A 25,400-nucleotide genomic window follows, 5' to 3' on the forward strand; every position below is an offset into this window, starting at 1 on the left:
AGGGGCAAAGAGGCTAATCCGGGCTTGCGTTGACGTTCTTAGGGTTGGCTTAAGGAGCGCATCGGCCGCACTAAAGGTTCGGGCCCGTTCCGGAGCGGAACCGGGCCTCCGCGCTCCGGCGGAGCACCCCGCGCCGCTGCCGCCCCACCCGGTGTCCGCGCCGCTGCGGCCGCTGCCCGTCGAGCCCGATCCAGATGCGCACCTCCGTGCCGCCGAGCACCGAGCGGCCGATCCGCACATCGCCGCCGGTGGACTCCGCGACCCGGCGGACGATGTCGAGCCCGAGGCCGGTCGAGCCCACAGCGCCCTTCGCCCCGCCGCGGCCGCTGCTGCCGCGCGCCAGCGCCGCCTTCGGGTCCGCGATGCCGCCGCCCGCGTCCGAGACCAGCACGATCACCGCGTCGCCGCTGTGGTGCACATCGACGGCGAAGGCGGTGCCCTCGGCGGTGTGCCGGAAGACGTTGCCGAGCAACGCGTCGAGTGCGGCGGCCAGTTCGGGGCGGGCCACCGGGATGCGTACCGTACGGTCCACTCCCGCCAGGCGCACCTCGCGGCCCTCGTCCTCGGCCAGCGCGGACCAGAAGTCCATCCGTTCGCGGATCACTTCGGAGACATCGCAGCCGGCCCCGGGACCGCCGCTCTGCCCCTGGGTCTGCGGACGCTGCTCGCGGGCGGTCCTGATGATCGTGTCGACCTCGCGCTCCAGTTGCTGGACGGCCGCCCGGGTCTGCTCGGCCGCCGGGCCCTCGCCGAGCGAGGCGGCGTTGAGCCGGAGCACGGTGAGCGGGGTGCGCAGCCGGTGCGAGAGGTCGGCGGCCAGTTCACGCTCGTTGGCCAGGAGCTGGACGACCTGGTCGGCCATGGAGTTGAACGCCGTCGCCGCGGACCGGAGTTCGGTCGGCCCGTCCTCCGGTACGCGGGTCCCCAGCCGCCCCTCCCCCAGGTCGTGCGCGGCCGCCGCGAGACGTCTGGCCGGCTCCACCATGCGTACGCCGAGCCGGTCGGCCACCGCGACCGACCCCACGATCAGCGCGATGCCGACGCCGGCCAGCATCAGCCAGGCGGTGGCGACCCCGTTGGAGACCTCGTCCTCCGGCACGAACACCTCGACGACGACGGTGCCCCGGGAGCCCAGCGCGGTCGGCTGGAGCAGCGCGGAGCCGCCGGTCACCTCGCTGATGGAGGCGCGGCCCGACTCCTGCACGGTCTCCAGGTCCTTGCGGGTGGCGCGCCTGCTGCCGATCTCCACCGCCACGCCGCCGGCCTCGTGGGACGCCGGGACGTGGACGGCCATCCGGCCCGCGGCCCCCGGCTCGGTGGTGAGCACCGCCTTCTGGAGCTTGGCGCGGTCGGTGGTGATGGACAGGGTGGGGCCGATCATCGCGGCCTGCCGTTCGGCGTCGGAGAACGCGCGGTCGCGCGCCATCTCCTTGACGACGAGGCCCAGTGGTACGGCGAAGGCGATCACGACCATCGCGGTGACGGCCAGGCAGACCTTGACCAGGGCCCATCTCATGCGGGCTGCTCCGGGGGTGCGGCGGGCGGCTGGAGTTTCACGCCGACGCCGCGCAGGGTGTGCAGATAGCGGGGCCGGGCTGCCGTTTCGCCCAGCTTGCGGCGCAGCCAGGAGAGGTGGACGTCGATGGTCTGGTCGTCGCCGTAGGACTGCTGCCAGACCTCGGCGAGGAGTTCCCTGCGCGGGACGACGACTCCGGGGCGGCCGGCCAGGAAGGTCAGCAGGTCGAACTCGCGCCGGGTGAGGTCGAGTGCGGTGCCGTCGAGTTCGGCCTGCCGCCGCAGCGGGTCTATGGATAGGCCGCCGACCCGGATGACGCGCGGGGGCGGCGCCTCACCGCCGGCGGCCCGCGCCCGGCGCAGCACGGCGGCCATCCGGGCCGAGAGGTGTTCCACCGAGAACGGCTTGGTCAGGTAGTCGTCGGCGCCGTCGTTGAGCAGCCGGACGATCTCGCTCTCGTCGTCGCGCGCGGTCGCGATGATGACGGGCACGTCCGTGATGCCGCGCAGCATCTTCAGGGCCTCGGACCCGTCGAGATCGGGCAGTCCGAGATCGAGGATGACCACGTCGAACCGGAAGTGGGCGACCTCGCGCAGCGCTTCGAGCGCGGTGCCGACACTCCGTACGGTGTGGGAGGCCTCGGTCAGGTGGCGGATGAGGGCGGAACGTACGAACTGGTCGTCCTCGACCACGAGCACACTGGGCATGGGCGGCACCGTACGCCATCGGACCCCGCGCGGTCCGGCCGGTGGCGGCACCGGGGACACCGGCGGGAACGGTGGTGCAGGATGTGCCCGATGCAACGAGGACTCGTACACGCGCTCGCGTGGTCGCTCGCCACCGGCGCCGCGGTCACGCTGTCGTGGTGGGGTGTGCACACCGTGATGGCGGGTACGGCGTACGACCCGCCTCGCGCGGTGCCGATCGCGGGCGCCCGGGGGGACGGGGACGCCGCCGGGACGCTGGCGTCCTCGACGCACCGCCCGAAGGCGTCGCCGTCGAAGTCGCCCCGCGCCACACCCCGTACCGCCCCGAAACCGTCCCCGACCCGGTCCCGGACACCGTCGCACACCCCCGCAGGGACGCCGCGGCCGACGGCGACGGCCACCGCCTCGGGCACGGTGCGCAGTTACGGGACGGACGGGGGCCGGATCGTCTTCGAACTCGGCACGGACTCGGCGAAGCTGGTCTCGGCCACTCCGGAGCAGGGCTGGTCGGTGCAGGTGTGGACGAACACGACCTGGATCCGGGTGAACTTCGCCCAGGACGACGGCGCTACGGTCTCGGTCTTCTGCACCTGGAACGACCACCCGCCGCAGGTGGAGATCGTCGGTCCGTAACCCCGCGGTCAGTCGAACGCGGAGGCGGGCGGCGGCGGTGACGGTTTGGCGTCCGCGTCGTGCACCGGGGACGCGCCACCGGTGAAGTCGGCGAGCGCCCGGCCGTGTTCGACGCGCCCCGGGTGCGGATCGGTGGCCACCCGGCGGGTGAGCTCCGCGATCCTCGGCGGCACGTCCGAGGCGAGCAACACGGCGTTGCCGAAGCGGCGGCCGCGCCACACGGTCGGGTCGGCGGCGAGCGCCAGTTCGGGGAAGACGGTGGCGGCGGTCGCGATCTGGCCGCGCAGATGGGCCAGCGGCGGCCCGTCCGCGAGGTTGGCCACATAACTCCCGCCGGGCTTCAGGACGCGGCGCACCTCGGCGAGGAACTCGGTGCTGGTGAGGTGGGCGGGGGTACGCGCCCCGCTGAAGACGTCGGCGATGACGAGGTCCGCCCAGCCGTCCTGGATCTTTCCGAGCCCGGCGCGGGCGTCGGTGGCGCGGACCCTGATCCTGGCCTGCGGGTCCAGCGGCAGTTCACGGCGCACCAGTTGGACGAGTGCGGCGTCCACCTCGACGATCTGCTGGGTGGACCGGGGCCGGGTCGCGGCGATGTAGCGGGCGAGGGTGAAGGCCCCGCCGCCCAGGTGCACGACGTGCAGCGGCTGTCCGGCGGGCGCGGCCAGGTCGGCGATGTGGCCGATCCGGCGCTGGTACTCGAAGGAGAGGTACGTCGGGTCGTCGAGGTCCACGTGGGACTGCGGGGCGCCGTCGATCGTCAGCGTCCAGGCACGCCGGCGTTCCCGGTCGGGCACGAGCTCGGCGAGGCCGCCGTCGACCCGCTCCCCGGCCTCGCCGGGGGGCCGTTCGGAGCCGCGTGCCGCTTTGCGGTCGGTCCTGCGCTCCGTGCGCTGCTTACGGTCGCCCGCACCACCGGCCGCTCCTCGACGTGCCACCGCTCCTCGTCCCTGCCTGCTGCTCATCGTGTCCGGGACCGGTCGGGGACCGGCCGTGACGGGCTGATCCACGCACCCGCCGTCCGGCCATTATGTGCTCAGCGGCAGTTGTCGGCCGCTTCGATCAGCCGGGCCGCCTGGTCGAGCGCGGCCCGCAGCACGGCCGGGTCGGTGACGGAGGTGTCGTCGGCGGGCGGCAGCAGCCAGCCGCTGCCCGGGGCCGGCGGCTCGGCGGGGATGCGCAGCCCGCGGCCGTCGGTCTGCGTACAGGCGCTGCCCGGTACGTCCCAGGCCTGTGCGGTGCCCGGTGGCACCAGGAAGCCGAGGGTGGCGCAGGCTCCGTCGTGCAGGACCGGGCCGACGGCCTCCTGGTCCGCGCCGCGACGCAGGATGTCGACGGCCTCCAGGCCCTGGCGGGCGGGGACGGTCACCAGGTCGCAGGGTCCGGCGCCGGGGAGCGTGCCCGGCGGACCGGTCTCCCCCGCGGGCGCCGTGGCGCCGGTGGCTGTCGTGGTGCCGGTGGCTGTCTTCGTCGCGGTCGTCCGCGAGCCGGTCGCCATGTCGAGATGCAACAAGGGACCTCTCCTCTCATCGCCGGGCGGAGCCGGACCCCGTCTCCACATGGACCAACGCACCGACCGCGTCAAGGGCTACGGTGCAGCACCGCCGCAAAGGGTGGCAGTTCATGGCGGATCGTGGGCGAGATGTCCGATTTGTTGGCAAACGCAGCGTGTGTGTCCCATCACAGCAGGTACGTTCTTGCTCCGCCGGGACACCGGAATCAAGCCCCCGGCTCGCACCAGAGAGGGCCCCGCCATGGTGTCGACACGGGCAGTTCCCAACCTCGCCTTCCGGCGGCTGCGCGGACAGCGCTCCGCCGGGGAGTTCGCTGCCGCGGTACGCAGGTCCGCCCGCGAGATCGGCGAGCAGGTCGCGTGCGACGCCCGGTACATCGGACGCGTGGAGTCCGGCGAGATCCGCTGCCCCAACTACGCGTACGAGCGGGTCTTCCTGCACATGTTCCCCGGGGCGTCCCTGACGGAGCTGGGCTTCTCACCGCGCGAATCGGTACGCGGCCGGGGTGCCAGGTCCGCGGCGGACGTCCCACCGTCCCCGACTTCCCCGCTGTTCGTACCAGGCGGCGACACCGACGAGGAGAGCGACGTGCTGCGTCGCGTATTCATGACGAGCGGCACCACCGCGGTGGCGGCCACTTCCCTGGGGCTGGGCCTCGGCGGCTCGTCCGCCGTGTCCCTGCCCGCGCAGCGCCGGGTCGGCGAGGCGGAGGTGAACGCCGTCGAGAAGGCCGTGCGGCAGATCCGGCTGCTGGACGACCGGCACGGCGGCGACGGGCTGTACCGGCGCGCCTCGCAGCCGTTGCGGGCGGCGTACGCGCTGCTCGACTCCGGCGCCGCGGCCCGGCGCTCCACGGCGGACCGGCTGCACACCGGGGCCGGTGAGCTGGCCATCTCGGTGGGCTGGCTGGCCCATGACTCGGGCCGGTTCGAGGATGCCCGCTCGCACTACGCGGAGGCGCTGGCCACCGCGCGGGTGGCCGGGGACCCGGCCCTGGAGGCGCACGCCTTCTGCAACGCGTCGTTCCTGGCGCGCGACACGGGCCGGCCGCGCGAGTCCGTGCGCGCGGCGGAGGCGGGCCAGCGGGCCGCGCGGTCGCTGGGCTCACCGCGACTGCACGCCCTGCTCGCGCTGCGGGAGGCCGGGGGCCGGGCCGGGCTCGGGGACCGTACCGGCTGCGAGCGGGCGCTCGGCCGGGCGCACACCGCGTTCGGGAAGGGGCCGTCCGCGGCGGACCCGGAGTGGATGACCTTTTTCCGGGAGGCCGAGCTGGAGATGCTGGAGGCGCAGTGCTGGTCGGCGCTGGGCGACTGGTCACGGGCGGCCCGCCATGCCCGGCGGGCGACGCGGCTCCAGGACCCGCACTTCACCCGGAACCTGGCGCTGTACCGGGCCGAGCTCACCACGGACCTGGCACGGGCGGGCCTCACGGAGGAGGCGGCGGCCACGGGTCACCGGGTGCTGGACCTGCTGGACCAGGTCCAGTCCTCCCGCATCCGTTCGATGCTGGCGGGGGCGGTCGCGGTCCTGCGCCCCCGGGGGCGGGGTTCGGTGGACATCAGGGACTTCCTGGACCGCCACGCGATGTCCGCCCCGTCCGGCACCTGAGGACGGCACCGGCCAAACCAGCCCATCCGGCACCTGAGGACGAGCCCCGGCCACAACCAGCCCGTCCGGCGCTTGAGGACGGAACCCTCGACCCCGGACCCGAGGGCGCAAATCCCAGCCCGTCCGGCGCTTGAGGACGAGCCCCGGCCAGACCCAGCCCGTCCGGCGCTTGAGGACAAGGACCCGCGCCCGGGATCCGCGCAACGGTTCCGTCCTCAGGCGCCGGACGGGCTGAAAGCCGCCGCCCCCACAAGCGCGCCCCGCGCGCTACCGCTCCAGGTGCCCCGTGTCGTTCCAGCGCTCCACCGCCGGCGCCCCGTACGCCCACCCCAGGACCGACAGCGACGTCGGGTCCAGCCGGATGCGCGCCGCGAACGACGCGTCCTCGCCCAGCCACCGCGCCCCCAGCACCCGCAGGATGTGGCCGTGGCCGAAGACCAGGACGTCGCGGTCGGCCGAGCGCGCCCACGCCACGACCTCGTCGGCCCGGTCCGACACCTGGGCCAGGGTCTCGCCCTCCGGCACCCCGTCGCGCCAGATGAACCAGTCCGGACGGACCGCCTTGATCTCGGCCGGGGTCATCCCCTCGTACGCCCCGTAGTCCCACTCCATCAGCGCGTCCCACGGCTCGGCGCGGTCACCGAATCCGGCGATCTCGCACGTCTCGGACGCCCGCACCAGCGGACTGGTGCGCACCTCCAGGCCCGGCAGGTCCGCCCACGGCCCGCGGCGCAGCCGCTCACCGAGCAGCTCGGCCCCCTCGCGCCCGGAGTCGAGCAGCGGAATGTCCGTCCTGCCGGTGTGCTTGCCGTTGACTGACCATTCCGTACGGCCGTGCCGGGCCAGCAGGATGCGCGGTGCCATGTGACGGCTCTCCCTGAAATACTGAGACCTGAGATGCGGGATCTGAGATCTTGGACATCGACGGGACGAATCCGTCCGGGATGGAACGGGCGGAGCGGGGGAACGGATCGTCCGGATTTCCATCATCGCGCACCGGCGCGAGACGCAACCTGGGGGGCCGCACCGGCGTCCCACAGGTCACAGACAGATCCGAGCGGCTGAGGGCGCCGAAGAGGCACCCCCGGGGGAACCACGGCCGACGCGCACCGTACGGTTGAACGCCCGCCGTCGGCCGCATGAACACATGATGGAGAACTTCCGGATGCCGCATGCCACCACCGCGCCCGCGCCGCACCACCGGCCCCGCTGGTGGACCGAGCTGCCGCTCCTGGCCCTGGTGTACGCGGCGTACTCGGGCGGCAGACTCCTGGCCCGCGGCGACGTGTCGACGGCCGTCGACCACGGACTGCAGATCCTGCATCTGGAGAAGATGCTCTTCCTCAACGCGGAGCACCCCCTCAACCGGCTGTTCACCGCGCACCCCTTGATAGGCATACCCGCCGACTTCGCGTACGCCTCACTGCACTACGTCGTCACCCCGGCCGTCCTGATCTGGATCTTCCGGCGCCACTCTGCCGTCTACCGCAGGGCCCGCACCTGGCTGATGACCTCGACCATGCTCGGTCTGATCGGCTTCACGCTGATGCCGACCTGCCCGCCTCGGCTGCTGGCCGCGGGCCACGGTTTCGTCGACACGATGGCCCAGTACAGCTCGTACGGCTGGTGGGGCACCGAGGCCAGCGCCCCGCGGGGCATGGGCGGCATGACCAACCAGTACGCGGCGATGCCGAGCCTGCACGTCGGATGGGCCCTGTGGTGCGGCATCCTCCTGTGGCGCCACGCCAGGCACCCGCTGCTCCGGGCCGCCGGCATCGCCTACCCCCTGATCACCACCTTCGTGGTGATGGGCACCGCGAACCACTACTTCCTCGACGCGGTCGCGGGCGCCGCCGTCATGGGCCTCGGGGCGCTGCTCGCCCGGCCCGTGATGCGCCTCGCCGACCGGGTCAGGGACGCGGCCGGACCGCGCTTCGCACGGGTTTCCGGAGCCACGAAGGCCCCCGATGTCAGTGCCGGATGCAAGACTTCCGCGGGTGACCGAATCCCCGGCCAGCGGACCTCCTCCGCAGATCCCGCCGATGCAGCAGCTCCGCACGGCCCACCTGCCCAGGCCGATGTCACCGCCTCCGCGGGAAGAGCCTCGGACGGTGACACTGCGACGGCGGCTCGCTGAGCTGAGGGGCCCGGCCGTCGCCCCGCGTCCGCTGGACGCCCGCGCGCTGGCCGCCCTCGCCGCCAACCCGGGCTGCAAGCGCCGCGCCCTGCTCGACGGGGCCGGGGTGGACAAGGCGGCGCTCGCCACCGCCCTCGGTTCACCGGCCCCCTTCGGCCAGTCCCAGTTCGCCTTCATGCGGGGCAACGCCTTCGAGGCCAAGGTCAAGGCCGACGGCGGTACGGAGCTGATGCGCCTGCTGCACGAACGGCTCGGCGGGCCGGGCGAGCCGCCGAAGGACGTCCGGGTGCCCGACCTGACGGCCGCCGGGCCCGAGGGCCGCGCCGCGCGTACCGCGCTCGCGCTGCGGGAGGCGACCGGGGCGGGCGGCTGGGCGCTGCTCGACCACCCGATGCTGGCCCTGGAGGTGGCGGGCTCGCCCGCCTATCTGGAGCCGGACGCGGTGGTGGTGCACCCCGACGGCACCTGGACCGTCGTCGAGATCAAGTCCTTCCCCATGATCGACGATTCCGCCGACGCGGCGAAGGTGGGCGCGGCCGCCCGCCAGTCCGCCGTGTACGTCCTGGCGCTGGAGCGGGTCGCGGACGTCACCGCCGGGGCGGAGGTCGGGCACCGGGTGCTGCTGGTCTGCCCGAAGGACTTCTCCAATCTGCCGACCGCGTCCGTCGTCGACGTACGCAAGCAGCGCGCGGTCACCCGCCGCCAGCTGACCAGGCTCACCCGGATCGAGGACATCGCGGCGGCCCTGCCCGAGGGCACCACGTTCGATCCGGAGTGCTCCGCCGAGGAGCTGGACACCGCGGTCGGCTCCGTCGGCGCGGCCTACGCGCCGGAGTGCCTGGCCGCCTGCGAACTGGCCTTCCACTGCCGGGCCAAGTCCCGCTCCGCCGGCGCCGTCGAGGCGCTCGGGCGCAGCGTGCGGGGCGAGCTCGGCGGGCTGACCACGGTCGCCGGGGTCCTCGCGGCGGCCGCGGGCAAGGAGGGCGATCCCGCGGATCCGACGGTCGCCGCCCTGCGCCGCGCGGCCGCCCTGCGCGCCGAAGCGCTGGAGGCCCGCACCCCATGTCACTGATCAGCACCCTGGCCCGGCTCGAGGCCGTGGAGAGCGGCCGCGCGCAGCCGACGGCCACCGTCCGCCACCGCCGTCTCACCGACCGGCCGCTCGTCCTGGTGCCACTGACCACGGCGGGCGAGGCCGGCGCTCCGCTCGGCGCCCTCGTCGGCACCGACCGGGACGCGCCCCGGCTGCTGGCCGTGGCCCAGCCGCGCGACCGGGACCTGCGGTTCGCCTTCCTCGCCGAGCTGGCCGAGGCGGTCCTGCCGCACATCGAGTCGTACGCCGATGTGATCGAGCCCGCCGAACGCAGCGAGAGCGACCCCGCGACCGGCAAGAAGGTCAAGGTCGAGACCGAGCTGTGCACGGACGCGGCGCAGCTGATCGTGCCGAGCCGGGCGGGCATCGAGTTCGTCCGGCTGCTCGGCCGCTCCATGCGGTTCCGGCGCACCGCCGAGGACGACCCCGACACCCCGTATCCGGCGCCCTCCCGCGTCCCGCTGCTGGGCCGCTGGCTTACGCACTACGGGGAGCGGGCCCGGGTGCCGGGTTCCTCGCTGCTGCTGGCCGGCACCGATCTGCTGAACCGGCACTGGGCGAGTGGCCAGTCCTCCCTGGAGGACCAGCACCTGGGCGCCCTGCTCGCCTGGATCGACCCGCCGGCGGGTGAGTCGGGGGCCGAGGCCGCGCTCCGCGCCGAGCTGGCCAGGGACGGTGCGGGGCAGCTGCTGTGCCCACCGGCCGGACCGGCCACCGACCCGGACTTCGACAACCGGCTGCTGGCCCCCGCGATCGAGAGGTACGACCGCGCACGCACCGCGCTGGCCGCCGCCGAGGACGGACTGGCGGCCGATGCCCGGCTCGCGGAGCTGACCGCGGCGGAGCGGGAGATCCGGGGGCTGCTGGCCGGTGTGCTGCGGCCGACCTGGGACGCGGTGTGGCGGGGTCTGGACCTGCTGCGGGAGCTGCCCGAGGGGTCCAGGGCCGAGGACCGGTGGACCCGCGACCGCTGGTCGTTCACCGGCCACCGCGACCGGGTGCGGGCCGGGGAGCCGCCCCAGCCGCGCCGGGACGACGCGGTGACGGCGGCCCGCAAGCTGGCCGCGCGCGAGACGGCGCAAGCCCAGCTGGACGCCCAGGAGGCGCTGGACGATCCGCTGGTGCTGGCCGGCCGCCGGCTGGCGGGCGAGGCGTTCCTCGGCGAGGTGACCGCTGTGGAGATGGCGTACAGCGAGTCGAAGCGCCCCTCGCCGCGCCCGCTGGTCACCGTCCGCACCGCCGAGCAGCCGCACCTGGGCGAGCGCGTCAAGGTCTACCGCTCGCTCGACGGGAAGCCGCAGACCGCCGAGTTCGCGGGGTACGGGCCGGCGGACGGGGAGGACACCGAGGGCGCAGCGCCCCTCCTGGTACTGCGGATCACCGACCGGATGGGCCGCGGCAAGGAGCCCGCGCCCGGTTCCGTGCCGGAGCCGGGCGACCGCATCGCCTGGACCCTCTTCGAGCACGACCAGCGCGGCGGACCGCAGCTGCCGGACGCGGAGGAGACCCCCTGGACGCACGGGGGCCCGCCGGGCTCCGGCGCGGCTGCCGAGCGCCCCGACCCCATGACCCCGGAGGACCTGCTGTGACGGCCGTATTCGACCCGGGCGCCGCAGCGGGCCTGGCCACCTCCCGGATCCTGGACGACACGCTGAACGGCACGGCCCGCGGCATCGTGGTGGACTCGCCGCCGGGTGCGGGCAAGTCGACCCTGGTGGTGCGCGCCGCGCTCGAACTCGCCGCGGCGGGCCGCCCGCTGATGGTGGTCGCGCAGACGAACGCCCAGGTGGACGATCTGGTGGTCAGGCTCGCCGAGAAGGAACCCGGGCTGCCGGTGGGCCGGCTGCACAGCAGTGACTCCGACCCGTACGACAAGGTCCTGGACGGCCTGGCCAACGTACGGAAGTCGGCGAAGGCCGCGGATCTGGCCGGACTCGACATCGTCATCTCGACGGCGGCCAAGTGGGCCCACGTGAAGAACGTCGAGCCGTGGGGCCACGCGATCGTCGACGAGGCGTACCAGATGCGCTCGGACGCGCTCCTGGCCGTCGCCGGGCTCTTCGAACGGGCGCTGTTCGTCGGCGATCCGGGCCAGTTGGACCCGTTCTCGATCGTCGGCGCGGACCAGTGGGCGGGGCTGAGCTACGACCCGTCGGCCAGCGCGGTCTCCACGCTGCTCGCCCACAACCCGGAGCTGCCGCAGCACCGGCTGCCGGTGTCATGGCGGCTGCCGGCCTCGGCGGCGCCGCTGGTGTCGGACGCGTTCTACCCGTACACCCGCTTCCGCAGCGGCACGGACCACGGCGACCGGCTGCTGTCGTTCGGCGTCGCGTCGGACGGTTCGGCCGCGGACCGGGTGCTGGACGAGGCTGCGGAGTCCGGCTGGGGCCTGCTGGAGCTCCCGGCCCGGCACACCCCGCGCACCGACCCGGAGGCGGTCCGGGCGGTGGCCCTGGTGGTGCGCCGGCTCCTCGACCGGGGCGGTGTGGCCACCAGCGAGCGCTCCCCCGGCCCCTCCCCGGTGACGGCGGACCGGATCGCGGTCGGCACGGCCCACCGCGACCAGGCGGCGGCGGTGCGCGCGGCGCTCGCGGAGCTGGGGGTGACGGGCGTGGCGGTGGACACCGCGAACCGGCTCCAGGGCCGCGAGTTCGATGTGACGGTGGTCCTGCACCCGTTGTCCGGCCGCCCGGACGCCACCGCGTTCCATCTGGAGACGGGCCGGCTGTGCGTGCTGGCCTCCCGGCACCGTCACGCCTGCATCGTGGTCTGCCGCGAGGGAGTCGCGGACCTGCTGGACGAGCATCCCTCGACGGAGCCGGTCCAGCTGGGCGTCACGGTGAAGTTCCCGGACGGCTGGGAGGCCAATCACGCGGTGCTGGCGCACCTGGCGGAACACCGGGTGCGCTGGGGTTGTTGAGGCCGGGGGCGTACGGAGTCGCGGGGGATCGCGAACGGGTCGCCGTACCCGCTGTGCGCCCTTGCGGCGGGCTGGACAATGGAGGGTGGCCGTCGGGCCCACCGGAGGAGGACGAAGCACATGGCACAACCCGAGCGGAACGAGCGGCAGCGACTGCGCCCCGCACCCCTGCTCTTCGAGCCGTCGGCGTCGGTCGCCGACCCCGAGCACTTCTTCGACCTGGAGTCGATGGATGACCCGAAGGAGCTGCTGAGCCGGGCCACCGAGCTGGCGCTGGCGTTCCGGGCCGCGACCGACCGGGCGGTCGAGTTCCAGGCGGTCGCCGCCGCTCAGCTGGCCGATCCGCGCCGGTTCGACCGGCTCACGACCGCGGACATCGCGCAGCGGGCGGAGTGGACCGAGGACTATGCCGCGAAGATGGTCGAGTTCGGCCGCAGCCTGCTGAACGAACCGCGCCCCTGAGGCCGTGTCCTGCGGCCGTGTCCTGAGGCCGTGTCCTGCGGCGTCCCTGACGACGTGCCCAGACGCGGCGTCCCTGACAGGCCGTACCTGACGTCGTGCCGTCTACGCGGCGTCGCCGCCGCGGCTCCCCGGCCGGCCCGCGTGCTCACTCCGGGTACAAGCCGGCCCGCGTGCTCACTCCGGGTACAACCAGTGGCATATGCCTGGGCGCAAGATACTCCTCACCACCCCACCCTGTCCCGGTTTCCGGCAACTCTCGGAATCCGAGTGATCACTCCGGGTAGACCTGTGCACATGACCGCATGGCTGCCAGACGAAACGACCCTGCACCACGGCGACGGGCCCCACCACCGCGCCGGCCACGACGCCGACATCTTCGCCGTCCTGCGCGCACAGGCCGGGAGTCAGGCGGCACAGGTCACCGCGGCCGGCGCCGCGTGGCTGGCCGGCGCCGCGGCCTATCCGCGCAGCACCCTGGCCCAGTGGGAGTCGCACCCGTCCGCGCCCGGGGTGCTGCCGTGCGGTTCGGCGTTCGACGTGGTGAACGTGCCCACGCTGTTCGGACGCCGGATGCTGGAGCACCTGTGGGCCGACGGTCCGGGCTCCGGCCCGGTCGCCACGCACCGCGGCCGCATGCTGCTGTTCGCCTCCCCCGGCACCGCCCAGCGGCTGCCCTCGCTGCTGGACTGGGAGGAGTGGGGCACCGGCCCCGGAAAGCGGTCCGGGCGGGAGCCGCTGGGGCAGGACAGCAGCGGCCCGAGGGTGCCCCCGCTGCTCTGTCACGGCACCGGGGACGCGGTGACGGTGCCCCCTCTGACCTGCGATCCGAGCTTCTCCGGACCCCGCTGGGTGGTCGCGCCCGACACTCGCAGCCCCTGGCTGCCGGGGCCCGACGTACTGCTCTGGGCCTGTGTGCGGGTGGCCCGGTCGGCACCCGCTTCGGCCCCCCGGATTTCGATTTTTCCTCCCGCCGATCCGGGTGCTAAGGTCTACGACGTCAGCAGGCGCCGCTAGCTCAGTTGGTTAGAGCAGCTGACTCTTAATCAGCGGGTCCGGGGTTCGAGTCCCTGGCGGCGCACAGACGGAAGAAGCCCCCTCGCGAGAGCGAGGGGGCTTCTTCGTTGTCGCCGGTTCCTACTGTGTTCCGGTGGTGATCCGGACCGTCCACGCACCCGAGGGCGTCCGGTCTGCGACCTCGATCGTGGCGTGCCCGCCGGGAACGGAGTACGTCTCACCGACCCGCAGCGGGGCGTCCGCGAGCGGCGGGTAGACCGACCGGTCCCAGCAGGCGTCGGTGTCGGGGTGGGTGTCGAGGACGTCGACGGGCCCGCCGCCGGACGCGGTCTCGTTGCGGACCCGGTAGAGCAGCACGCCTTCGGTGCAGGTCGACCGGTCGTTTCCGGTGGAGCTGCGGGCCTCGATGGCCACGGCACTGCCTTCGCCGGTCCTGATCACGGCGAGCCGGGTCCCGAGGGACGCGCCGGGCACGGGAACGGCCGCCATCGGCTCCAGGGTGACGACCCGGTCGCTCTGGATGCAGGTCACCTGCCGGTCGTCCAGCCAGCCCAGCTTCCACTTGTGCCAGCCGAAGAGGTCGGGCGCGAGGCCGAACTGGCTCCCCATGACGTCCCAGTCGCCGACGTAGGTGTCCCAGTCACCCTTGCCGTCGGAGGGGCGGTGGTAGAGGTCGGGCAGGTCGAAGACGTGTCCGGTCTCATGGGCCAGGACGTTGTGGTCCGGCGGGTGCTGTTCGAAGACGGTGACGACGCGCCTGATGTCCCTGCCGTCGGCGTGCAGCGGCTGGTCGAAGTTGACGACCTTGGTGGCGTCGGAGTCCACACCGGGCGCGTCCGGGTCCGCGACGAGGTAGACGATGTCGTACTGCGAGAAGTCGACCGTGGGATCGGCCGCGTCGATCGCGTCGCGCAGATAGGCGCTGCGCCGGTCGTCGTCCCAGTCGCGCTGTATGCCGTACCAGACCGACGGCTTGGGCATCTGGACCCACTGGCGCTGGGGGTGCGGGCGCAGGGTGAACTTTCCGTACGAGGCCCGCTGGAAGAACCGGGTGGTGGCGGGGAAGTAGTCGGCGGTGAGTTCCGCGGGGGTGGTGACGGGCCGGGCGTCGGGGAAGGAGAGGAAGACCATGACCGCGTCGAGGGGGTGGTCGGGGCGCGGGTAGGCACCGTTCCAGCGGTCCAGGCCGAGCGAGTGGTGGGCGTCGGTCCGGGGCAGCGCGCAGGGGGCCGCCTCGCCGGTGGCGGCCGCGGCCGGTCCCGCGACGAGGGAGGTGGCGGCGAGCGCCAGGAGGGAGATCAGTCCGGCCGTCACGGCGCGCGGACTCGGTCTCTCCACTCCTCCGGGTCCGTGCTGACGCGGCACATCTACCTCCGGTGCGGGGTGCGGGCTCCTCACTACTTTGTGGTGGTTCGGGAGGTAAGTCCTGTTGAGCTGCCCCACTCGGGTCAGCGATTGCGCCCTACACCTCCCTCACGGACAGTCACAATCGATCACCGAAGCGCCGAGAGAGAACAGAGGTGCGCAGAAACAATCAGTCACGGACAAACCGGGGCGGCGCGCGAATGGCCCATGCGGAGCGGACGCGGCGCCCGGAACGGTCGGGGCGCTGGAACGGCCGAGGTGCCAGCCTCTATGCTTCACCTCGCTTTCCTGCGCGGTTTCCGCCCCTGACAACGGCGCTCCACGCGGCGGGCCAGTCCGACCAGAGGTGTCCGGGACAGAACTGCACGGCGGGAGCGAACGGTGAGCGGAACCTCCGAAGGGCCCAGGCTCCCGGCAGGCACAGCAACCCCTGACCCACCACCCACGGTCACGGAACGTCACGAGATGCGGACGCCCGCGGAAACCTCCTCCCGCGAACTGCACGACTACCGGGCCGCGTTCCGGGCCGCCACGCTCCCCATGGCCGTCGTCGACCACGAGGGCCTGATCGTCACCGCCAACGAGGCGCTGGCCGCCCTCACCGGCGTCGGTGCGGCAGCCCTGGCCGCGCAGTCGGCATCCGATCTGGTCGACCTGGCCGCGGACGGCCGCACCTGGCGCGCGTACCGCGAGGTGCTGCACGGCCGGCGCTCCCGGTTCCGCTGCACCCGCCGGCTCAAGCACCCCGACGGGCGGTCGCTGTGGGCCGAGATCACCGTCGTTCCGATGCCCTCGGCCCAGGAGCCGGCGGCCGGGGCCGCGCCCGGCCAGGTACTGCTCTCCGTCGCGGACGTCAGCGACCGGCGCGAGCTGCAGAAGCGGCTGCGCCACCTCCAGATGCACGACCCGGTGACCCGGCTGCCCAACCGGACCCTGTTCTTCGAGCGGCTCTCGACGGTTCTGGAGACCCCGCCGTACCAGGACGACAGCCTTCCCGGCCGGGGCCGGATCGGGCTCTGCTACCTCGATCTCGACGGCTTCAAGGCCGTCAACGACACGCTGGGCCACCGGATCGGCGACCGGCTGCTGGCCGCCGTCGCCGCGCGTCTCACCGACTGCGCCGAGCAGGAGAGCCCGCACCCCACCGGCGCCCATCTCGTCGCGCGTCTGGGCGGCGACGAGTTCGCGATCCTGGTGGAGGACTCCTCCGGTACGCAGCAGCTGACCGATCTCGCCCGCGCGGTGCTGTGCGCACTCCAGCAGCCCTTCGATCTGGCCGGGCAGCGGCTCTCCGTCTCGGCGTCGATCGGCGTGGTGGAGCGGCCCGTCGCGGGCACCTCGGCGACGGGGCTGATGCAGGCGGCCGATACGACGCTGTACTGGGCGAAGGCCGACGGCAAGGGCCGCTGGACCCTCTTCGACCCCGAGCGCAACGCCCATCGGATGACCCGCCAGGCCCTGTCGTCCAATCTGCGGCCGGCCGTCGAGCGGGGCGAGTTCACCATCGAGTACCAGCCGCTGGTCGGCATGGCCGACGGGATCGTCCGGGGGGTCGAGGCGCTGGTGCGCTGGAACCACCCGCAGTTCGGGATGCTCTCGCCGAATCGGTTCGTCGCGATCGCCGAGGAGGACGGGTCGATCGTGCAGCTCGGCCGGTGGGTGCTGCGGGCCGCCTGCCGGCAGGCCAGGCGCTGGCAGCTCGACCATCCGGCCGAGCCGCCGCTGTTCATCAGCGTCAATGTCGCCGTGCGCCAGGTCTGGGACTCCGACCTGGTCACCGATGTCGCGGAGATCCTCGCGGAGACCGGCCTGGCCCCGGCGCTGCTGCAACTGGAGCTGACCGAGTCGGCGGTGATGGGTTCGGCGGGCCGGCCGCTCCAGGCCCTCCAGTCCCTCAGCGACATGGGTGTCCGGATCGCCATCGACGACTTCGGTACCGGCTACTCCAACCTCGCCTATCTGAGCCGGCTGCCGGTCTCCGTACTGAAGCTGGACGGCGCCTTCGTACGCGGCTTCCGCTACGAGGACGGCACCCACCCCAGCCCCGCCGACGAGACGATCGTGGAGGCCATGGTCCAGCTGGCGCACCGCCTGGGCCTGACCGTCACCGCGGAGTGCGTGGAGACGGCCGGCCAGGCGGAACGGCTGCGCCGGATCGGCTGCGACACCGGGCAGGGCTGGCTCTACTCCCGCGCGGTCGCCCCGGAACGCATCGCGGAGCTGATCGGCTCCCGCGCGCTGGAGGCCTGAGCGCGGTCCGCCGCACGACGCCGCGCCGTCGCGGCGCGACGGCGCGAACGCTTCACGGCGGCCGGGATCAGGCGCCCGGCAGGCCGTAGGCGTCCGCGATGAGGCCGTAGCTGTGCAGACGGGCCTCGCCGCCGTGGGCGTTGGCGGTGATCATCAGCTCGTCGGCGCCGGTGCGCTTGGCCAGGTCGTCGAGGCCGGTGCGGACCTCGTCCGCGGTGCCGTGGACGATGTTGACGAGCCAGCTGTCGACGAATTCGCGCTCCATCGGGGTGAAGGCGTACGCCTCCGCCTCCTCGGGCGTCGGGACCAGGCCGGGGCGGCCGGAGCGCAGCCGGAGCATCGACAGGGCGCCGGTCAGGACCTGGCGGCGGGCCTCGCGCTCGTCGTCGGCGGCCAGGGCGGCGACGCCGATCAGGGCGTACGGGGCGTCCAGCACCGCGGACGGCTTGAAGGAGTCCCGGTACAGCTCCAGGGCCGGCACGGTGTTCTGGGCCGAGAAGTGGTGGGCGAAGGCGAAGGGCAGGCCGAGCATGCCGGCCAGCCGCGCGCTGAAGCCGGAGGAGCCGAGCAGCCACAGGGGCGGGCGGCCCGGGGACTGGACGCCGCCCTCGGACGTCGCCTGGACGGGGCCGGGGACGGCGTGGATCCGGGCGTAGGGGTGGCCGTCGGGGAAGTCGTCGTCCAGGAAGCGGGTGAGCTCCATGAGCTGCTGCGGAAAGTCGTCGGCGCCCTCGTTCAGCCGCTCCGTACGCCGCAGGGCGGCGGCGGTGGCGCCGTCCGTGCCGGGGGCGCGACCGAGACCGAGGTCGATGCGGCCGGGGGCCATGGCCTCCAGGGTGCCGAACTGTTCGGCGATGACGAGCGGGGCGTGGTTGGGCAGCATGACGCCACCGGAACCGAGGCGGATGCGCTCGGTGTGGGCGGCGGTGTGGGCCAGGATCACGGCCGGGGAGGAGGAGGCGACGCCCGGCATGGAGTGGTGCTCGGCGACCCAGTAACGGTGGAAGCCCCGGCGTTCGGCGAGCTGCGCGATCTCGACGCCGGTGCGCAGGGCCTGGGTCGCGGTGCGGCCCTGGCCCACGGTCACCAGGTCGAGCACGGAGAGGGGAACGGGTGCCGTCCCCTCCGCCTTGCCACGGATCTCGTCGCCTCGAATCTCGTCCACGTCCTGGCCTCTCCGGTGGTGCTCGTCATGTCCCTCGTGTGTCCGCACACACAAACAGGAGGTGGTCTCCGTTTATTCCGGACCGCCGTTCTCCGGCCTCGTCGCCCCGGACTCCGATCGTGCGGGCGCCGCTCCCTCAGCGCCGCCCGCCGTGCGCGTACATCCGCCCGCTCCCCCAGGTCACCGGGGCCGGGGGCGATTCGAGGGCCGCGAAGAGGGCGCCGAGCCGGGGTGCCCAGGCGGGGCGGTCGGCCAGGCGCAGCGCCTCGCGGACGCTCACCTGGTTCGCGGTGAGGACGGGTTTGCCCAGGGCCTCCTCCAGCTCGGTGAGGTGGCCGATGGTGTGCAGGGCCGTGTCGGGCAGCAGTACGGCGTCCGCCTCGGGGCGGTCCGCCGCGGCGGCCAGCTCCCGCACCCGGTCCGGGCCCCACGCCGCGGCCTCGGTGGCATCGGCGACGCCCGCCGCGTGCGTCGCGACCACCTCCATGCCCGCGGCCCGGAGGAAGGCGGTGAACCGCGCGGCGATGTCCTCGGGGTAGGTCGCGGCGACGGCGACCCGGTTGGCGCCCAGCTTCCGTACGGCGTGGACGAAGCCGATGGAGGTACTGGAGGCGGGCACCCCCGCCTCCCGGGCCAGCGCCATGACCTGGTCGTGGGCGCCCTGCGGGCCGTACAGGAAGCTGCCGCCGTCGCACGCCCAGACGACGCACTGGACCCCTGAGCGCTGGAGCTCCCCGATACCGGCGGCGAGCCGGCCGGGGGCCCCCAGCTCCCGCAGGGCGTCCTCGCGGTAGGAGTCGTCGGGGCTCTCGGTATGGCGGACGACGAGCCTGATGGTGCTGTCGAGCAGGATCTCCATGCGCGGGTAGTCGTCCTCCGCGAAGTGGCCCGGGTAAAGGAATCCGACGGTCGTCATGTCCACCCTTCCTGTCCTGTGCGGGGAATCCTGTGCGACTCCCGTACTACTCCTGTGCGATTCCTGCTCCTGCTGTGGTGAAGCGGCTGTGGAGAGCGGACGGCGACACCGGAAAATTTCACCGCCTTTGTTCCAGTATTCCCCCATACGCCCCGGTCACCGCCCCGGCCTGTTGACGGGCCGGTGGGCGGCTGCGAGCGTGGGGCCTCCGTCCACCTCGGCCGACGCGGAGGAACCGCCCCCATGGAGGAGCCAGTCCTGCTCGTCCTGGACGCCGATCCGTCTCCCCGTCTCGGCGCGCTGACCGGGCGGGCCCGCGTCCGCCGTACCGATGGGGCCGGGCTGGCAGAGGCGCTCCCCCATGCCGATGTGCTGCTGGTCTGGGACTTCGCCTCGGACGCGGTACGGACCGCCTGGCCGGGCGACGGGCCGCGGCCCGCCTGGGTGCATACGGCGAGTGCGGGCGTGGACCGGCTGCTCTGCCCGGAGCTGGTGGAGTGCGACACCGTGGTGACCAATGCGCGGGGTGTGTTCGAGCAGCCGGTCGCCGAGTACGTGGCGGGGCTGGTGCTGGCGTTCGCCAAGGATCTCCCCGGCACGCTGGAGCTCCAGCGGCGCCGGACGTGGCGCCACCGCGAGAGCGCCCCGGTCGCGGGGTCCCGTGCGGTGGTCGTCGGCGCCGGGCCGGTCGGGCGCGAGATCACCCGGCTGCTGATGGCGCTGGGCGTGCAGGTGGCGCTCGTGGGCCGCTCGGCCCGGCGCACGATTCACGGCGCCGATGATCTGGACCGGCTGGCCGCACGGGCCGACTGGGTGATCTGCGCGGCGCCGCTGACCCCGCGGACGCGCGGGATGTTCGACACCCGGTTCTTCGGGCTGATGCAGCCCTCGGCCCGGTTCATCAATGTGGGACGCGGCCCGATGGCCGTACAGGCCGATCTGGCCGCCGCGCTGCGCAAGCGGTGGATCGCGGGTGCGGCGCTCGATGTCTTCGAGCAGGAACCGCTGGAGCCGCACAGTCCGCTGTGGGACGCACCCGGCCTGATCGTGTCGCCGCACATGAGCGGGGACACGGCGGGATGGCGGGACCGGCTGGGCGAGCAGTTCGTCGCGATGTACGAACACTGGGCGGCCGGGCGGCCGTTGCCCAACGTGGTGGACAAGGCGCTCGGCTACATCCCGGGCACGGACGTGGAGCAGTAGCCCCGACCCGGCGCGCACGAGCCCGACTTCACCCGCGGATGACCGATTTCTCGGGATAACACACCATCACCTCACGCCTCCCGTACGGCAATACGCCCCGCACGCACTCCGTCGCACTCCGCCCGCATCCGGACACGGGAAGGTCACCCTCCGGCCACCGTTCGGTTACATGCGGCCTCTTCGCGCATAGACGTAGGGGATCGGGCAGGCGCCAACCCTGTCCGGACTGTCCGACCCCTTCAGGAGATTGCGAACCATGGCTGACTTCCCGAACCTGTCCCGCCGGGGCTTTCTCAACCGATCGGCAGCCGTGGGCGGTCTGCTCGTCGTCCCCGCCGCGCTCACCGCGTGCAGCAAGACGGGATCCGGCTCCACGGACGGCAAGGGCGCACTCGACAAGCTCCGTGAGCAGGGATTCGTCCGGGTCGCGTACGCCAACGAGGCCCCGTACGGCTATCTGGAGGGCAAGGAGCTCAAGGGCGAGGCTCCCACCCTGCACCGGGAGATCTTCAAGGCGCTGGGTGTCGACGAGCTGAAGCCCACCCTCTCCGAGTGGGACGGGCTGATCCCCGGACTCCAGGCCGGCAAGTACGACGTGGTCAGCGCCGGAATGGCGATCACCCCCGAACGCTGCGCCAACGCCCTCTTCTCCGAGCCCGAGTTCATCTCGCCGACCGCGCTGATGGTGAAGAAGGGCAACCCGGAGAAGGTCACGGACCTGGCGTCCGCGAAGGCGGCCGGGATCACCGTCGGCGTGATGGCGGGCGCGGTCGAGGGCTCGTACGCCGAGGGCGCCGGCATATCCAAGGACAGGATCAAGACCCTGCAGAAGCCACAGGACGGCGCGGACGCCGTCAAGGGCGGCCGGATCGACGCGTTCCTGCTGACCGGGATCTCGCTGCGCTGGCTCGCCAAGACCAACGAAGGAACCGAGGTCACCGAGGCGTTCCTGCCGGAGCTCGACGGCAAGAAGCAGTACAGCCCCGGCGGCGCCGTCTTCCGCCAGGGCAACGAGGAACTGCGGGACGCCTTCAACCGCGAGCTCAAGAAGATCGTCTCCGACCGGTCCCGCTATGTGGAGCTGCTCCGCGACTACGGGTTCGGAGCCACCGAGCTCCCGCCGGCGACGCTGAAGACGGCCGATCTGTGCAAGGGCTGACAGGAACGGAACGCACCGCATGAGTGACTTCTTCACCGCCTTCTTCGATGATCTGCCGCAACTGCGCTCGGGCCTGTGGGTGACCCTGGAGGCCACCGTCCTGGGCGCGCTGCTGGCCCTGGTCCTGTCGTTCGTCCTCGGTCTGATGTCGGTCGGCCCGCTGCCGGCGCGCGGCGTCTCCCGGGTGATCGTGGAGTTCTTCCGCGGCACCTCGCTCTACGTCCAGCTGTTCTGGCTCTACTACGCGATGCCGCCGCTGACGGGGTACGAGCTGACGCCGCTGCTCTGCGGGGTCGTCGCCTTCGGCCTCAACTACGGCGCGTACGGCTCCGAGGTGGTACGCGGAGCGATCGGCGCCGTGCCGCGGGCCCAGTACGAGGCGGCCGTCGCGCTGAACATGTCGCCGCTGCACCGGATGCGCAAGGTGATCCTGCCCCAGGCCTGGGTCCAGATGATCCCTTCCTTCACCAACCTGCTGATCCAGCTGCTGAAGTGCACGCCGCTGCTGTGGCTGCTCTCGGCGGCGGACCTGATGACCGTGATCCAGCAGCTGCGCGACCGTACGGGCGAGAGCCTGTCCGCGTACGCGACCCTGCTGGTCTGCTACTTCGTACTGGCCTACGCGCTGACCCTGCTGATGAATCTGCTGGAGCGGTCCGCCAAGCGGCGGCTCGGCCTGCAGAGCGCCGCGGGGAGCCTGCTGAAGGCCCGCAGCGCCGCACCCGCCCCGGCGGCCGGAGGTGTCCGGTGAACGGCGGATTCGACTGGGGCGCCGTCGGTGACGCGCTGCCCCTGCTGCTCCAGGGGTTCCGGACCACGCTCCTGGCCACCGTGCTCGGCACGGTCGTCGCGGCGGTGCTCGGGCTGGCGATCGCGGTCGCCGGACGGGCCCCGACCCGGCTGGTGACCGTGCCGGTGCGGGTCGTGATGGAGTTCATCCGGTCCACCCCGCTGCTGGTCCAGCTGGTCGGCGCGGCGGCGGTGTTCAGCTCGGTGGAACCGCTGACGATCGGCATCACGGTGCTGGGTGTCCACTACGCCACGTACACCTCGGAGGTGTACCGCGCCGGGATCGACGGCGTACCGAAGGGCCAGTGGGAGGCCTGCCGGGCACTGTCCCTCTCGCCCCGCCGGACCTGGCAGGCCGTGATCCTGCCGCAAGCGGTGCGCAACGTACTGCCCGCCCTCGGGAACTACGCGATCTCGATGTTCAAGGAGACACCGTTCCTCGCCGTGATCACGGTGCAGGAAATGGTCTTCGAAGCCCGTAAGTACGGGTCCGAGCACTTCGCGTACACCGAGGTCTTCACGCTCGCGGGACTGGTCTTCCTGGTCGCGAGCTACCCCACCTCGCTGCTGATGAGAAAGCTGGAGAAGCGCCTTGGCCACTGAACCCCTCCCCCTGCAGAAGACCGCGGCCGCGGCGCCCGAGGACGTCGTCGCGGTCCCCGCGCCCCGGGGCACCGGGCATCCGCTCGTCCGGTTCGACAAGGTCGTCAAGCGCTACGGCGACCATGTCGTCCTCGACCAGCTGGACTTCACGGTCGAGCGCGGCGAGCACGTCACCCTGATCGGGCCCAGCGGGTCGGGCAAGACCACGATCCTGCGGCTGCTGATGACGCTGGAGCGGGTCAGCGACGGCGTGATCCGGATCAACGGCGATCCGCTGACGCACATACAGGCGCCGGACGGCTCGCTGAAGCCGGCGTCCGAGAAGCATCTGCGCGAGGCGCGGAAGAAGATCGGGATGGTCTTCCAGCAGTTCAATCTCTTCCCGAACATGAGGGTGCTGCAGAACATCACCGAGGCGCCGGTCAACGTCCTGGGCATGGACCGCGACCGGGCCGAGGCGCGGGCCCGGGAACTGCTCGACCTGGTCGGCCTCTCCGGGAAGACCGACGCGCACCCCTCCCAGCTCTCCGGCGGCCAGCAGCAGCGGGTCGCGATCGCGCGGGCGCTGGCGATGGAGCCGGAGATCCTGCTCCTGGACGAGGTGACGTCCGCGCTCGACCCGGAGCTGGTGGCCGGTGTGCTGGAGCTGCTGGGGGACATCGCGAGGAACACCGACATCACCATGGTCTGCGTGACCCACGAGATGAACTTCGCCCGCGATGTCTCGAAGAAGGTGCTGATGTTCGACGCCGGGCGGGTCGTGGAGTCGGGTTCGCCCGAAAAAATCTTCTCCGATCCGGCACACGAACGTACACGCGAATTCCTTGACGCGGTGCTGTGACCTCGACATCCGCCGATCAATCAGGACTCTGGCATATGCCAGACGGGTGGGCCCCAGCTGACAGGTCCGGGGCGCCCCGATCAGTCGTCAACACCCACCCATAAACGGGCCATTGGCGGCTATCGTGGTGGCAGAGCTTGCGGTCACAACCTGCTAGGGGGAAACCGTGGCGTTGAAGCCCGAACCGACCGCACCGTTCCACTCGGTGCAGTACGCCCTTCGTGTTCTCGAAACGGTCTCCAAGCACGGCAACGGTGTGACGGACACCCAGATCTCCCGGGAGACGGGACTGCCCGTCGGGCACCTGGCCTCCCTGCTGCTGACGCTGCGCCGCGAGGGGTACGTCGAGCAGATCACCGACGGCGCCTATGTGATCGGCGCCTCGCTGCTGCTCCTCGGCTCCGGCGCGGCCCGCAGACAGGCCCTGGAGACCAAGCTCCAGCAGACGCTCGCGCAACTGCGGGACTCCGTGGGTGCGGCGGTCTACATCAGCCGTTACGTGGACGGCGAGATCCGGGTCACCCAGTACGCCGACGGGCCACACACACCCGCGGTCAACGAGTGGGTGGACTTCCGGTCCGCGGCGCACGCCTCGGCGATCGGCAAGTGCCTGCTGACCCAGCTGGACCAGAACGGGCGGCGCGATCACATCTCGCGCCACAAGATCGCCCGGCTGACGTCACGGACCATCACCAGCGAGAAGGTCCTCTTCTCCAAGCTGGACAGCCAGCCGGCGACGGTCCCGGTGCTCGACCTCCAGGAGTACGCCGTCGGCACGGTGTGCGCGGCGGTCCCGCTGACGGCGGGGGCGTCCGCGGGCTGCCTGGCGCTGTCGATGCCGGTCGAGGACGCGCATCGCCTGCGCGCGGCGGCGGACACCCTGAACCGGCGCGCGGCGCCGGTGCTCCTGTCGCTGGCCCTGTAGCCGTTCCGGAGCCCCGTCCGGCCCCGGGCGAGGCCTGCAGCAAGGGTCATGCGGCGCGGCAGAGCGCCGCGGGGCCGGCCGGCTGCGGGGCCTGGGCCATGGTCGCGGGCACGGGGCGAGCCCCGGTCGCCGACGACGAGTGACTGCGCGCGAAGACGACGAGGCGCAGCACCGCGAACCGTGCGGCACCGGTGAGCGCGGAGGCCGACAGGTAGACGACCTGTTCGAGCACGGCACCGGGCTCCGCCACCAGCTGCCGGAGGGCGAACATCGCCGCGCAGGTCACGGCATACCCGGCCGCCGCGGACCCGGCCGACTGACCGTGCTGGCGCCAGGTCGCGCGCCCGCCCGCCCCGAAGGTGAACCGGGCGTGCAGCTCGGTGGCCAGGAGCGTGGAGACCACGGTGACCAGGGCGTTGGCCAGGGCCCAGGGGATCCAGTGGGCGAGGGCCGCCACGGCTGAGGCGGCGGCCACCCCCACTCCACCACCGCAGAGCACGAAGCGTGCGAAGGCGGCGAAGGCGCCGGGTCCCGCTTGCTCCGCCTGCCGTAGCCCGTGTGCCGCCTCCATGACCCATCCCCC

At 72.7% G+C, this 25,400-nt stretch carries 24 protein-coding genes and 1 tRNA gene; 16 read left to right on the plus strand and 9 right to left on the minus strand.

Annotation, left to right across the window (positions count from 1 at the left end):
* Positions 1-70: 70 nt before the first annotated feature.
* Together OG782_RS12755 and OG782_RS12760 are read right to left on the minus strand one after the other, a co-directional pair.
* Positions 71-1,516, minus strand: a complete 1,446-nt coding sequence (locus tag OG782_RS12755) for a sensor histidine kinase (protein WP_406450388.1) — start codon at positions 1,514-1,516, stop codon at positions 71-73.
* Positions 1,513-2,223 (minus strand): response regulator transcription factor, encoded by a 711-nt coding sequence (locus tag OG782_RS12760; protein ID WP_406450390.1) that lies wholly within the window; start codon positions 2,221-2,223, stop codon positions 1,513-1,515. Before OG782_RS12760 ends, OG782_RS12755 begins: the two co-directional genes overlap by 4 nt.
* A 90-nt stretch (positions 2,224-2,313) precedes the next feature.
* On the opposite strand from OG782_RS12760, the gene OG782_RS12765 reads away from it, so the two are divergent.
* Positions 2,314-2,856, plus strand: a complete 543-nt coding sequence (locus OG782_RS12765; RefSeq protein ID WP_406450392.1) for a hypothetical protein — start codon at positions 2,314-2,316, stop codon at positions 2,854-2,856.
* Between the two features lie 8 nt (positions 2,857-2,864).
* On the opposite strand, the gene OG782_RS12770 is transcribed toward OG782_RS12765, so the two are convergent.
* Positions 2,865-3,791 carry a spermidine synthase gene (locus tag OG782_RS12770; protein ID WP_406450394.1) on the minus strand — a complete coding sequence of 309 codons (927 nt, stop codon included), beginning with the start codon at positions 3,789-3,791 and terminating at the stop codon, positions 2,865-2,867.
* 98 nt (positions 3,792-3,889) lie between these two features.
* Positions 3,890-4,363, minus strand: coding sequence for a hypothetical protein (locus OG782_RS12775; RefSeq protein WP_406459030.1), 474 nt, complete (start codon positions 4,361-4,363; stop codon positions 3,890-3,892).
* Between the two features lie 244 nt (positions 4,364-4,607).
* On the opposite strand from OG782_RS12775, the gene OG782_RS12780 reads away from it, so the two are divergent.
* Positions 4,608-5,975, plus strand: coding sequence for a tetratricopeptide repeat protein (locus OG782_RS12780; protein WP_406450396.1), 1,368 nt, complete (start codon positions 4,608-4,610; stop codon positions 5,973-5,975).
* Positions 5,976-6,242: 267 nt separating this feature from the next.
* On the opposite strand, the gene OG782_RS12785 is transcribed toward OG782_RS12780, so the two are convergent.
* Positions 6,243-6,839 carry a histidine phosphatase family protein gene (locus tag OG782_RS12785; RefSeq protein WP_406450398.1) on the minus strand — a complete coding sequence of 199 codons (597 nt, stop codon included), beginning with the start codon at positions 6,837-6,839 and terminating at the stop codon, positions 6,243-6,245.
* A 301-nt stretch (positions 6,840-7,140) separates the two neighbouring features.
* Here OG782_RS12785 and OG782_RS12790 point away from each other — a divergent pair, with 301 nt between their 5' ends.
* From OG782_RS12790 to OG782_RS12820, 7 genes are all read left to right on the plus strand, one after another.
* Entirely contained in the window at positions 7,141-8,112 is a 972-nt protein-coding gene (locus tag OG782_RS12790; protein WP_406450400.1) for a phosphatase PAP2 family protein, read from the plus strand.
* Complete coding sequence (locus OG782_RS12795; protein ID WP_406450402.1) at positions 8,018-9,184, plus strand: hypothetical protein; 1,167 nt, start codon at positions 8,018-8,020, stop codon at positions 9,182-9,184. The genes OG782_RS12790 and OG782_RS12795 overlap by 95 nt, the downstream gene beginning before the upstream one ends.
* A complete protein-coding gene (locus OG782_RS12800; protein WP_406450404.1) occupies positions 9,175-10,794 on the plus strand; it encodes a hypothetical protein in 1,620 nt (539 codons plus the stop codon). Before OG782_RS12795 ends, OG782_RS12800 begins: the two co-directional genes overlap by 10 nt.
* Positions 10,791-12,125, plus strand: coding sequence for an AAA domain-containing protein (locus OG782_RS12805; protein WP_406450406.1), 1,335 nt, complete (start codon positions 10,791-10,793; stop codon positions 12,123-12,125). Before OG782_RS12800 ends, OG782_RS12805 begins: the two co-directional genes overlap by 4 nt.
* Before the next feature lie 120 nt (positions 12,126-12,245).
* Positions 12,246-12,587, plus strand: coding sequence for a hypothetical protein (locus tag OG782_RS12810; protein ID WP_406450408.1), 342 nt, complete (start codon positions 12,246-12,248; stop codon positions 12,585-12,587).
* A 294-nt stretch (positions 12,588-12,881) separates the two neighbouring features.
* Complete coding sequence (locus OG782_RS12815) at positions 12,882-13,601, plus strand: bifunctional DNA primase/polymerase (RefSeq protein WP_406450410.1); 720 nt, start codon at positions 12,882-12,884, stop codon at positions 13,599-13,601.
* Positions 13,592-13,665 (plus strand) — tRNA-Lys (locus OG782_RS12820). Before OG782_RS12815 ends, OG782_RS12820 begins: the two co-directional genes overlap by 10 nt.
* 56 nt (positions 13,666-13,721) lie before the next feature.
* Here OG782_RS12820 and OG782_RS12825 read toward each other — a convergent pair.
* Complete coding sequence (locus OG782_RS12825; RefSeq protein WP_406450412.1) at positions 13,722-14,939, minus strand: M6 family metalloprotease domain-containing protein; 1,218 nt, start codon at positions 14,937-14,939, stop codon at positions 13,722-13,724.
* A 492-nt stretch (positions 14,940-15,431) separates the two neighbouring features.
* Here OG782_RS12825 and OG782_RS12830 point away from each other — a divergent pair, with 492 nt between their 5' ends.
* Complete coding sequence (locus OG782_RS12830) at positions 15,432-17,216, plus strand: putative bifunctional diguanylate cyclase/phosphodiesterase (RefSeq protein WP_406450414.1); 1,785 nt, start codon at positions 15,432-15,434, stop codon at positions 17,214-17,216.
* Positions 17,217-17,283: 67 nt separating this feature from the next.
* On the opposite strand, the gene OG782_RS12835 is transcribed toward OG782_RS12830, so the two are convergent.
* Together OG782_RS12835 and OG782_RS12840 are read right to left on the minus strand one after the other, a co-directional pair.
* Complete coding sequence (locus OG782_RS12835) at positions 17,284-18,381, minus strand: LLM class flavin-dependent oxidoreductase (protein ID WP_406450416.1); 1,098 nt, start codon at positions 18,379-18,381, stop codon at positions 17,284-17,286.
* A gap of 136 nt (positions 18,382-18,517) precedes the next feature.
* Complete coding sequence (locus OG782_RS12840) at positions 18,518-19,297, minus strand: decarboxylase (protein WP_406450418.1); 780 nt, start codon at positions 19,295-19,297, stop codon at positions 18,518-18,520.
* Positions 19,298-19,540: 243 nt separating this feature from the next.
* Between OG782_RS12840 and OG782_RS12845 the strand changes: the two genes are divergently transcribed.
* The 6 genes from OG782_RS12845 (at position 19,541) to OG782_RS12870 (ending at position 24,817) form a co-directional block, all read left to right on the plus strand.
* A complete protein-coding gene (locus OG782_RS12845) occupies positions 19,541-20,500 on the plus strand; it encodes a D-2-hydroxyacid dehydrogenase (RefSeq protein WP_406450420.1) in 960 nt (319 codons plus the stop codon).
* Between the two features lie 256 nt (positions 20,501-20,756).
* Positions 20,757-21,659: an ectoine/hydroxyectoine ABC transporter substrate-binding protein EhuB gene (ehuB, locus tag OG782_RS12850; protein ID WP_406450422.1), complete on the plus strand. Its 903-nt coding sequence runs from the start codon at positions 20,757-20,759 to the stop codon at positions 21,657-21,659.
* A gap of 19 nt (positions 21,660-21,678) precedes the next feature.
* Positions 21,679-22,410: an ectoine/hydroxyectoine ABC transporter permease subunit EhuC gene (gene ehuC / locus OG782_RS12855; RefSeq protein ID WP_406450424.1), complete on the plus strand. Its 732-nt coding sequence runs from the start codon at positions 21,679-21,681 to the stop codon at positions 22,408-22,410.
* Positions 22,407-23,051: an ectoine/hydroxyectoine ABC transporter permease subunit EhuD gene (ehuD, locus tag OG782_RS12860; RefSeq protein ID WP_406450426.1), complete on the plus strand. Its 645-nt coding sequence runs from the start codon at positions 22,407-22,409 to the stop codon at positions 23,049-23,051. Before ehuC ends, ehuD begins: the two co-directional genes overlap by 4 nt.
* Positions 23,041-23,892: an ectoine/hydroxyectoine ABC transporter ATP-binding protein EhuA gene (ehuA, locus tag OG782_RS12865; RefSeq protein WP_406450428.1), complete on the plus strand. Its 852-nt coding sequence runs from the start codon at positions 23,041-23,043 to the stop codon at positions 23,890-23,892. The genes ehuD and ehuA overlap by 11 nt, the downstream gene beginning before the upstream one ends.
* Positions 23,893-24,058: 166 nt before the next feature.
* A complete protein-coding gene (locus OG782_RS12870; protein ID WP_406450430.1) occupies positions 24,059-24,817 on the plus strand; it encodes an IclR family transcriptional regulator in 759 nt (252 codons plus the stop codon).
* A gap of 46 nt (positions 24,818-24,863) precedes the next feature.
* On the opposite strand, the gene OG782_RS12875 is transcribed toward OG782_RS12870, so the two are convergent.
* Entirely contained in the window at positions 24,864-25,388 is a 525-nt protein-coding gene (locus tag OG782_RS12875; RefSeq protein WP_406450432.1) for a hypothetical protein, read from the minus strand.
* Positions 25,389-25,400 lie beyond the last annotated feature (12 nt).

The organism is Streptomyces sp. NBC_00876, assembly GCF_045207435.1.
Taxonomy (GTDB): Bacteria; Actinomycetota; Actinomycetes; order Streptomycetales; family Streptomycetaceae; genus Streptomyces.

Coding starts and splice junctions, on each gene's coding strand:
- OG782_RS12755 (WP_406450388.1), bottom strand. CDS start 1,516: ATGAGATGGGCCCTGGTCAAGGTCTGCCTGGCCGTCACCGCGATGGTC.
- OG782_RS12760 (WP_406450390.1), bottom strand. CDS start 2,223: ATGCCCAGTGTGCTCGTGGTCGAGGACGACCAGTTCGTACGTTCCGCC.
- OG782_RS12765 (WP_406450392.1), top strand. CDS start 2,314: ATGCAACGAGGACTCGTACACGCGCTCGCGTGGTCGCTCGCCACCGGC.
- OG782_RS12780 (WP_406450396.1), top strand. CDS start 4,608: ATGGTGTCGACACGGGCAGTTCCCAACCTCGCCTTCCGGCGGCTGCGC.
- OG782_RS12785 (WP_406450398.1), bottom strand. CDS start 6,839: ATGGCACCGCGCATCCTGCTGGCCCGGCACGGCCGTACGGAATGGTCA.
- OG782_RS12790 (WP_406450400.1), top strand. CDS start 7,141: ATGCCGCATGCCACCACCGCGCCCGCGCCGCACCACCGGCCCCGCTGG.
- OG782_RS12795 (WP_406450402.1), top strand. CDS start 8,018: ATGCAGCAGCTCCGCACGGCCCACCTGCCCAGGCCGATGTCACCGCCT.
- OG782_RS12800 (WP_406450404.1), top strand. CDS start 9,175: ATGTCACTGATCAGCACCCTGGCCCGGCTCGAGGCCGTGGAGAGCGGC.
- OG782_RS12810 (WP_406450408.1), top strand. CDS start 12,246: ATGGCACAACCCGAGCGGAACGAGCGGCAGCGACTGCGCCCCGCACCC.
- OG782_RS12815 (WP_406450410.1), top strand. CDS start 12,882: ATGACCGCATGGCTGCCAGACGAAACGACCCTGCACCACGGCGACGGG.
- OG782_RS12830 (WP_406450414.1), top strand. CDS start 15,432: ATGCGGACGCCCGCGGAAACCTCCTCCCGCGAACTGCACGACTACCGG.
- OG782_RS12840 (WP_406450418.1), bottom strand. CDS start 19,297: ATGACGACCGTCGGATTCCTTTACCCGGGCCACTTCGCGGAGGACGAC.
- OG782_RS12845 (WP_406450420.1), top strand. CDS start 19,541: ATGGAGGAGCCAGTCCTGCTCGTCCTGGACGCCGATCCGTCTCCCCGT.
- ehuB (WP_406450422.1), top strand. CDS start 20,757: ATGGCTGACTTCCCGAACCTGTCCCGCCGGGGCTTTCTCAACCGATCG.
- ehuC (WP_406450424.1), top strand. CDS start 21,679: ATGAGTGACTTCTTCACCGCCTTCTTCGATGATCTGCCGCAACTGCGC.
- OG782_RS12875 (WP_406450432.1), bottom strand. CDS start 25,388: ATGGAGGCGGCACACGGGCTACGGCAGGCGGAGCAAGCGGGACCCGGC.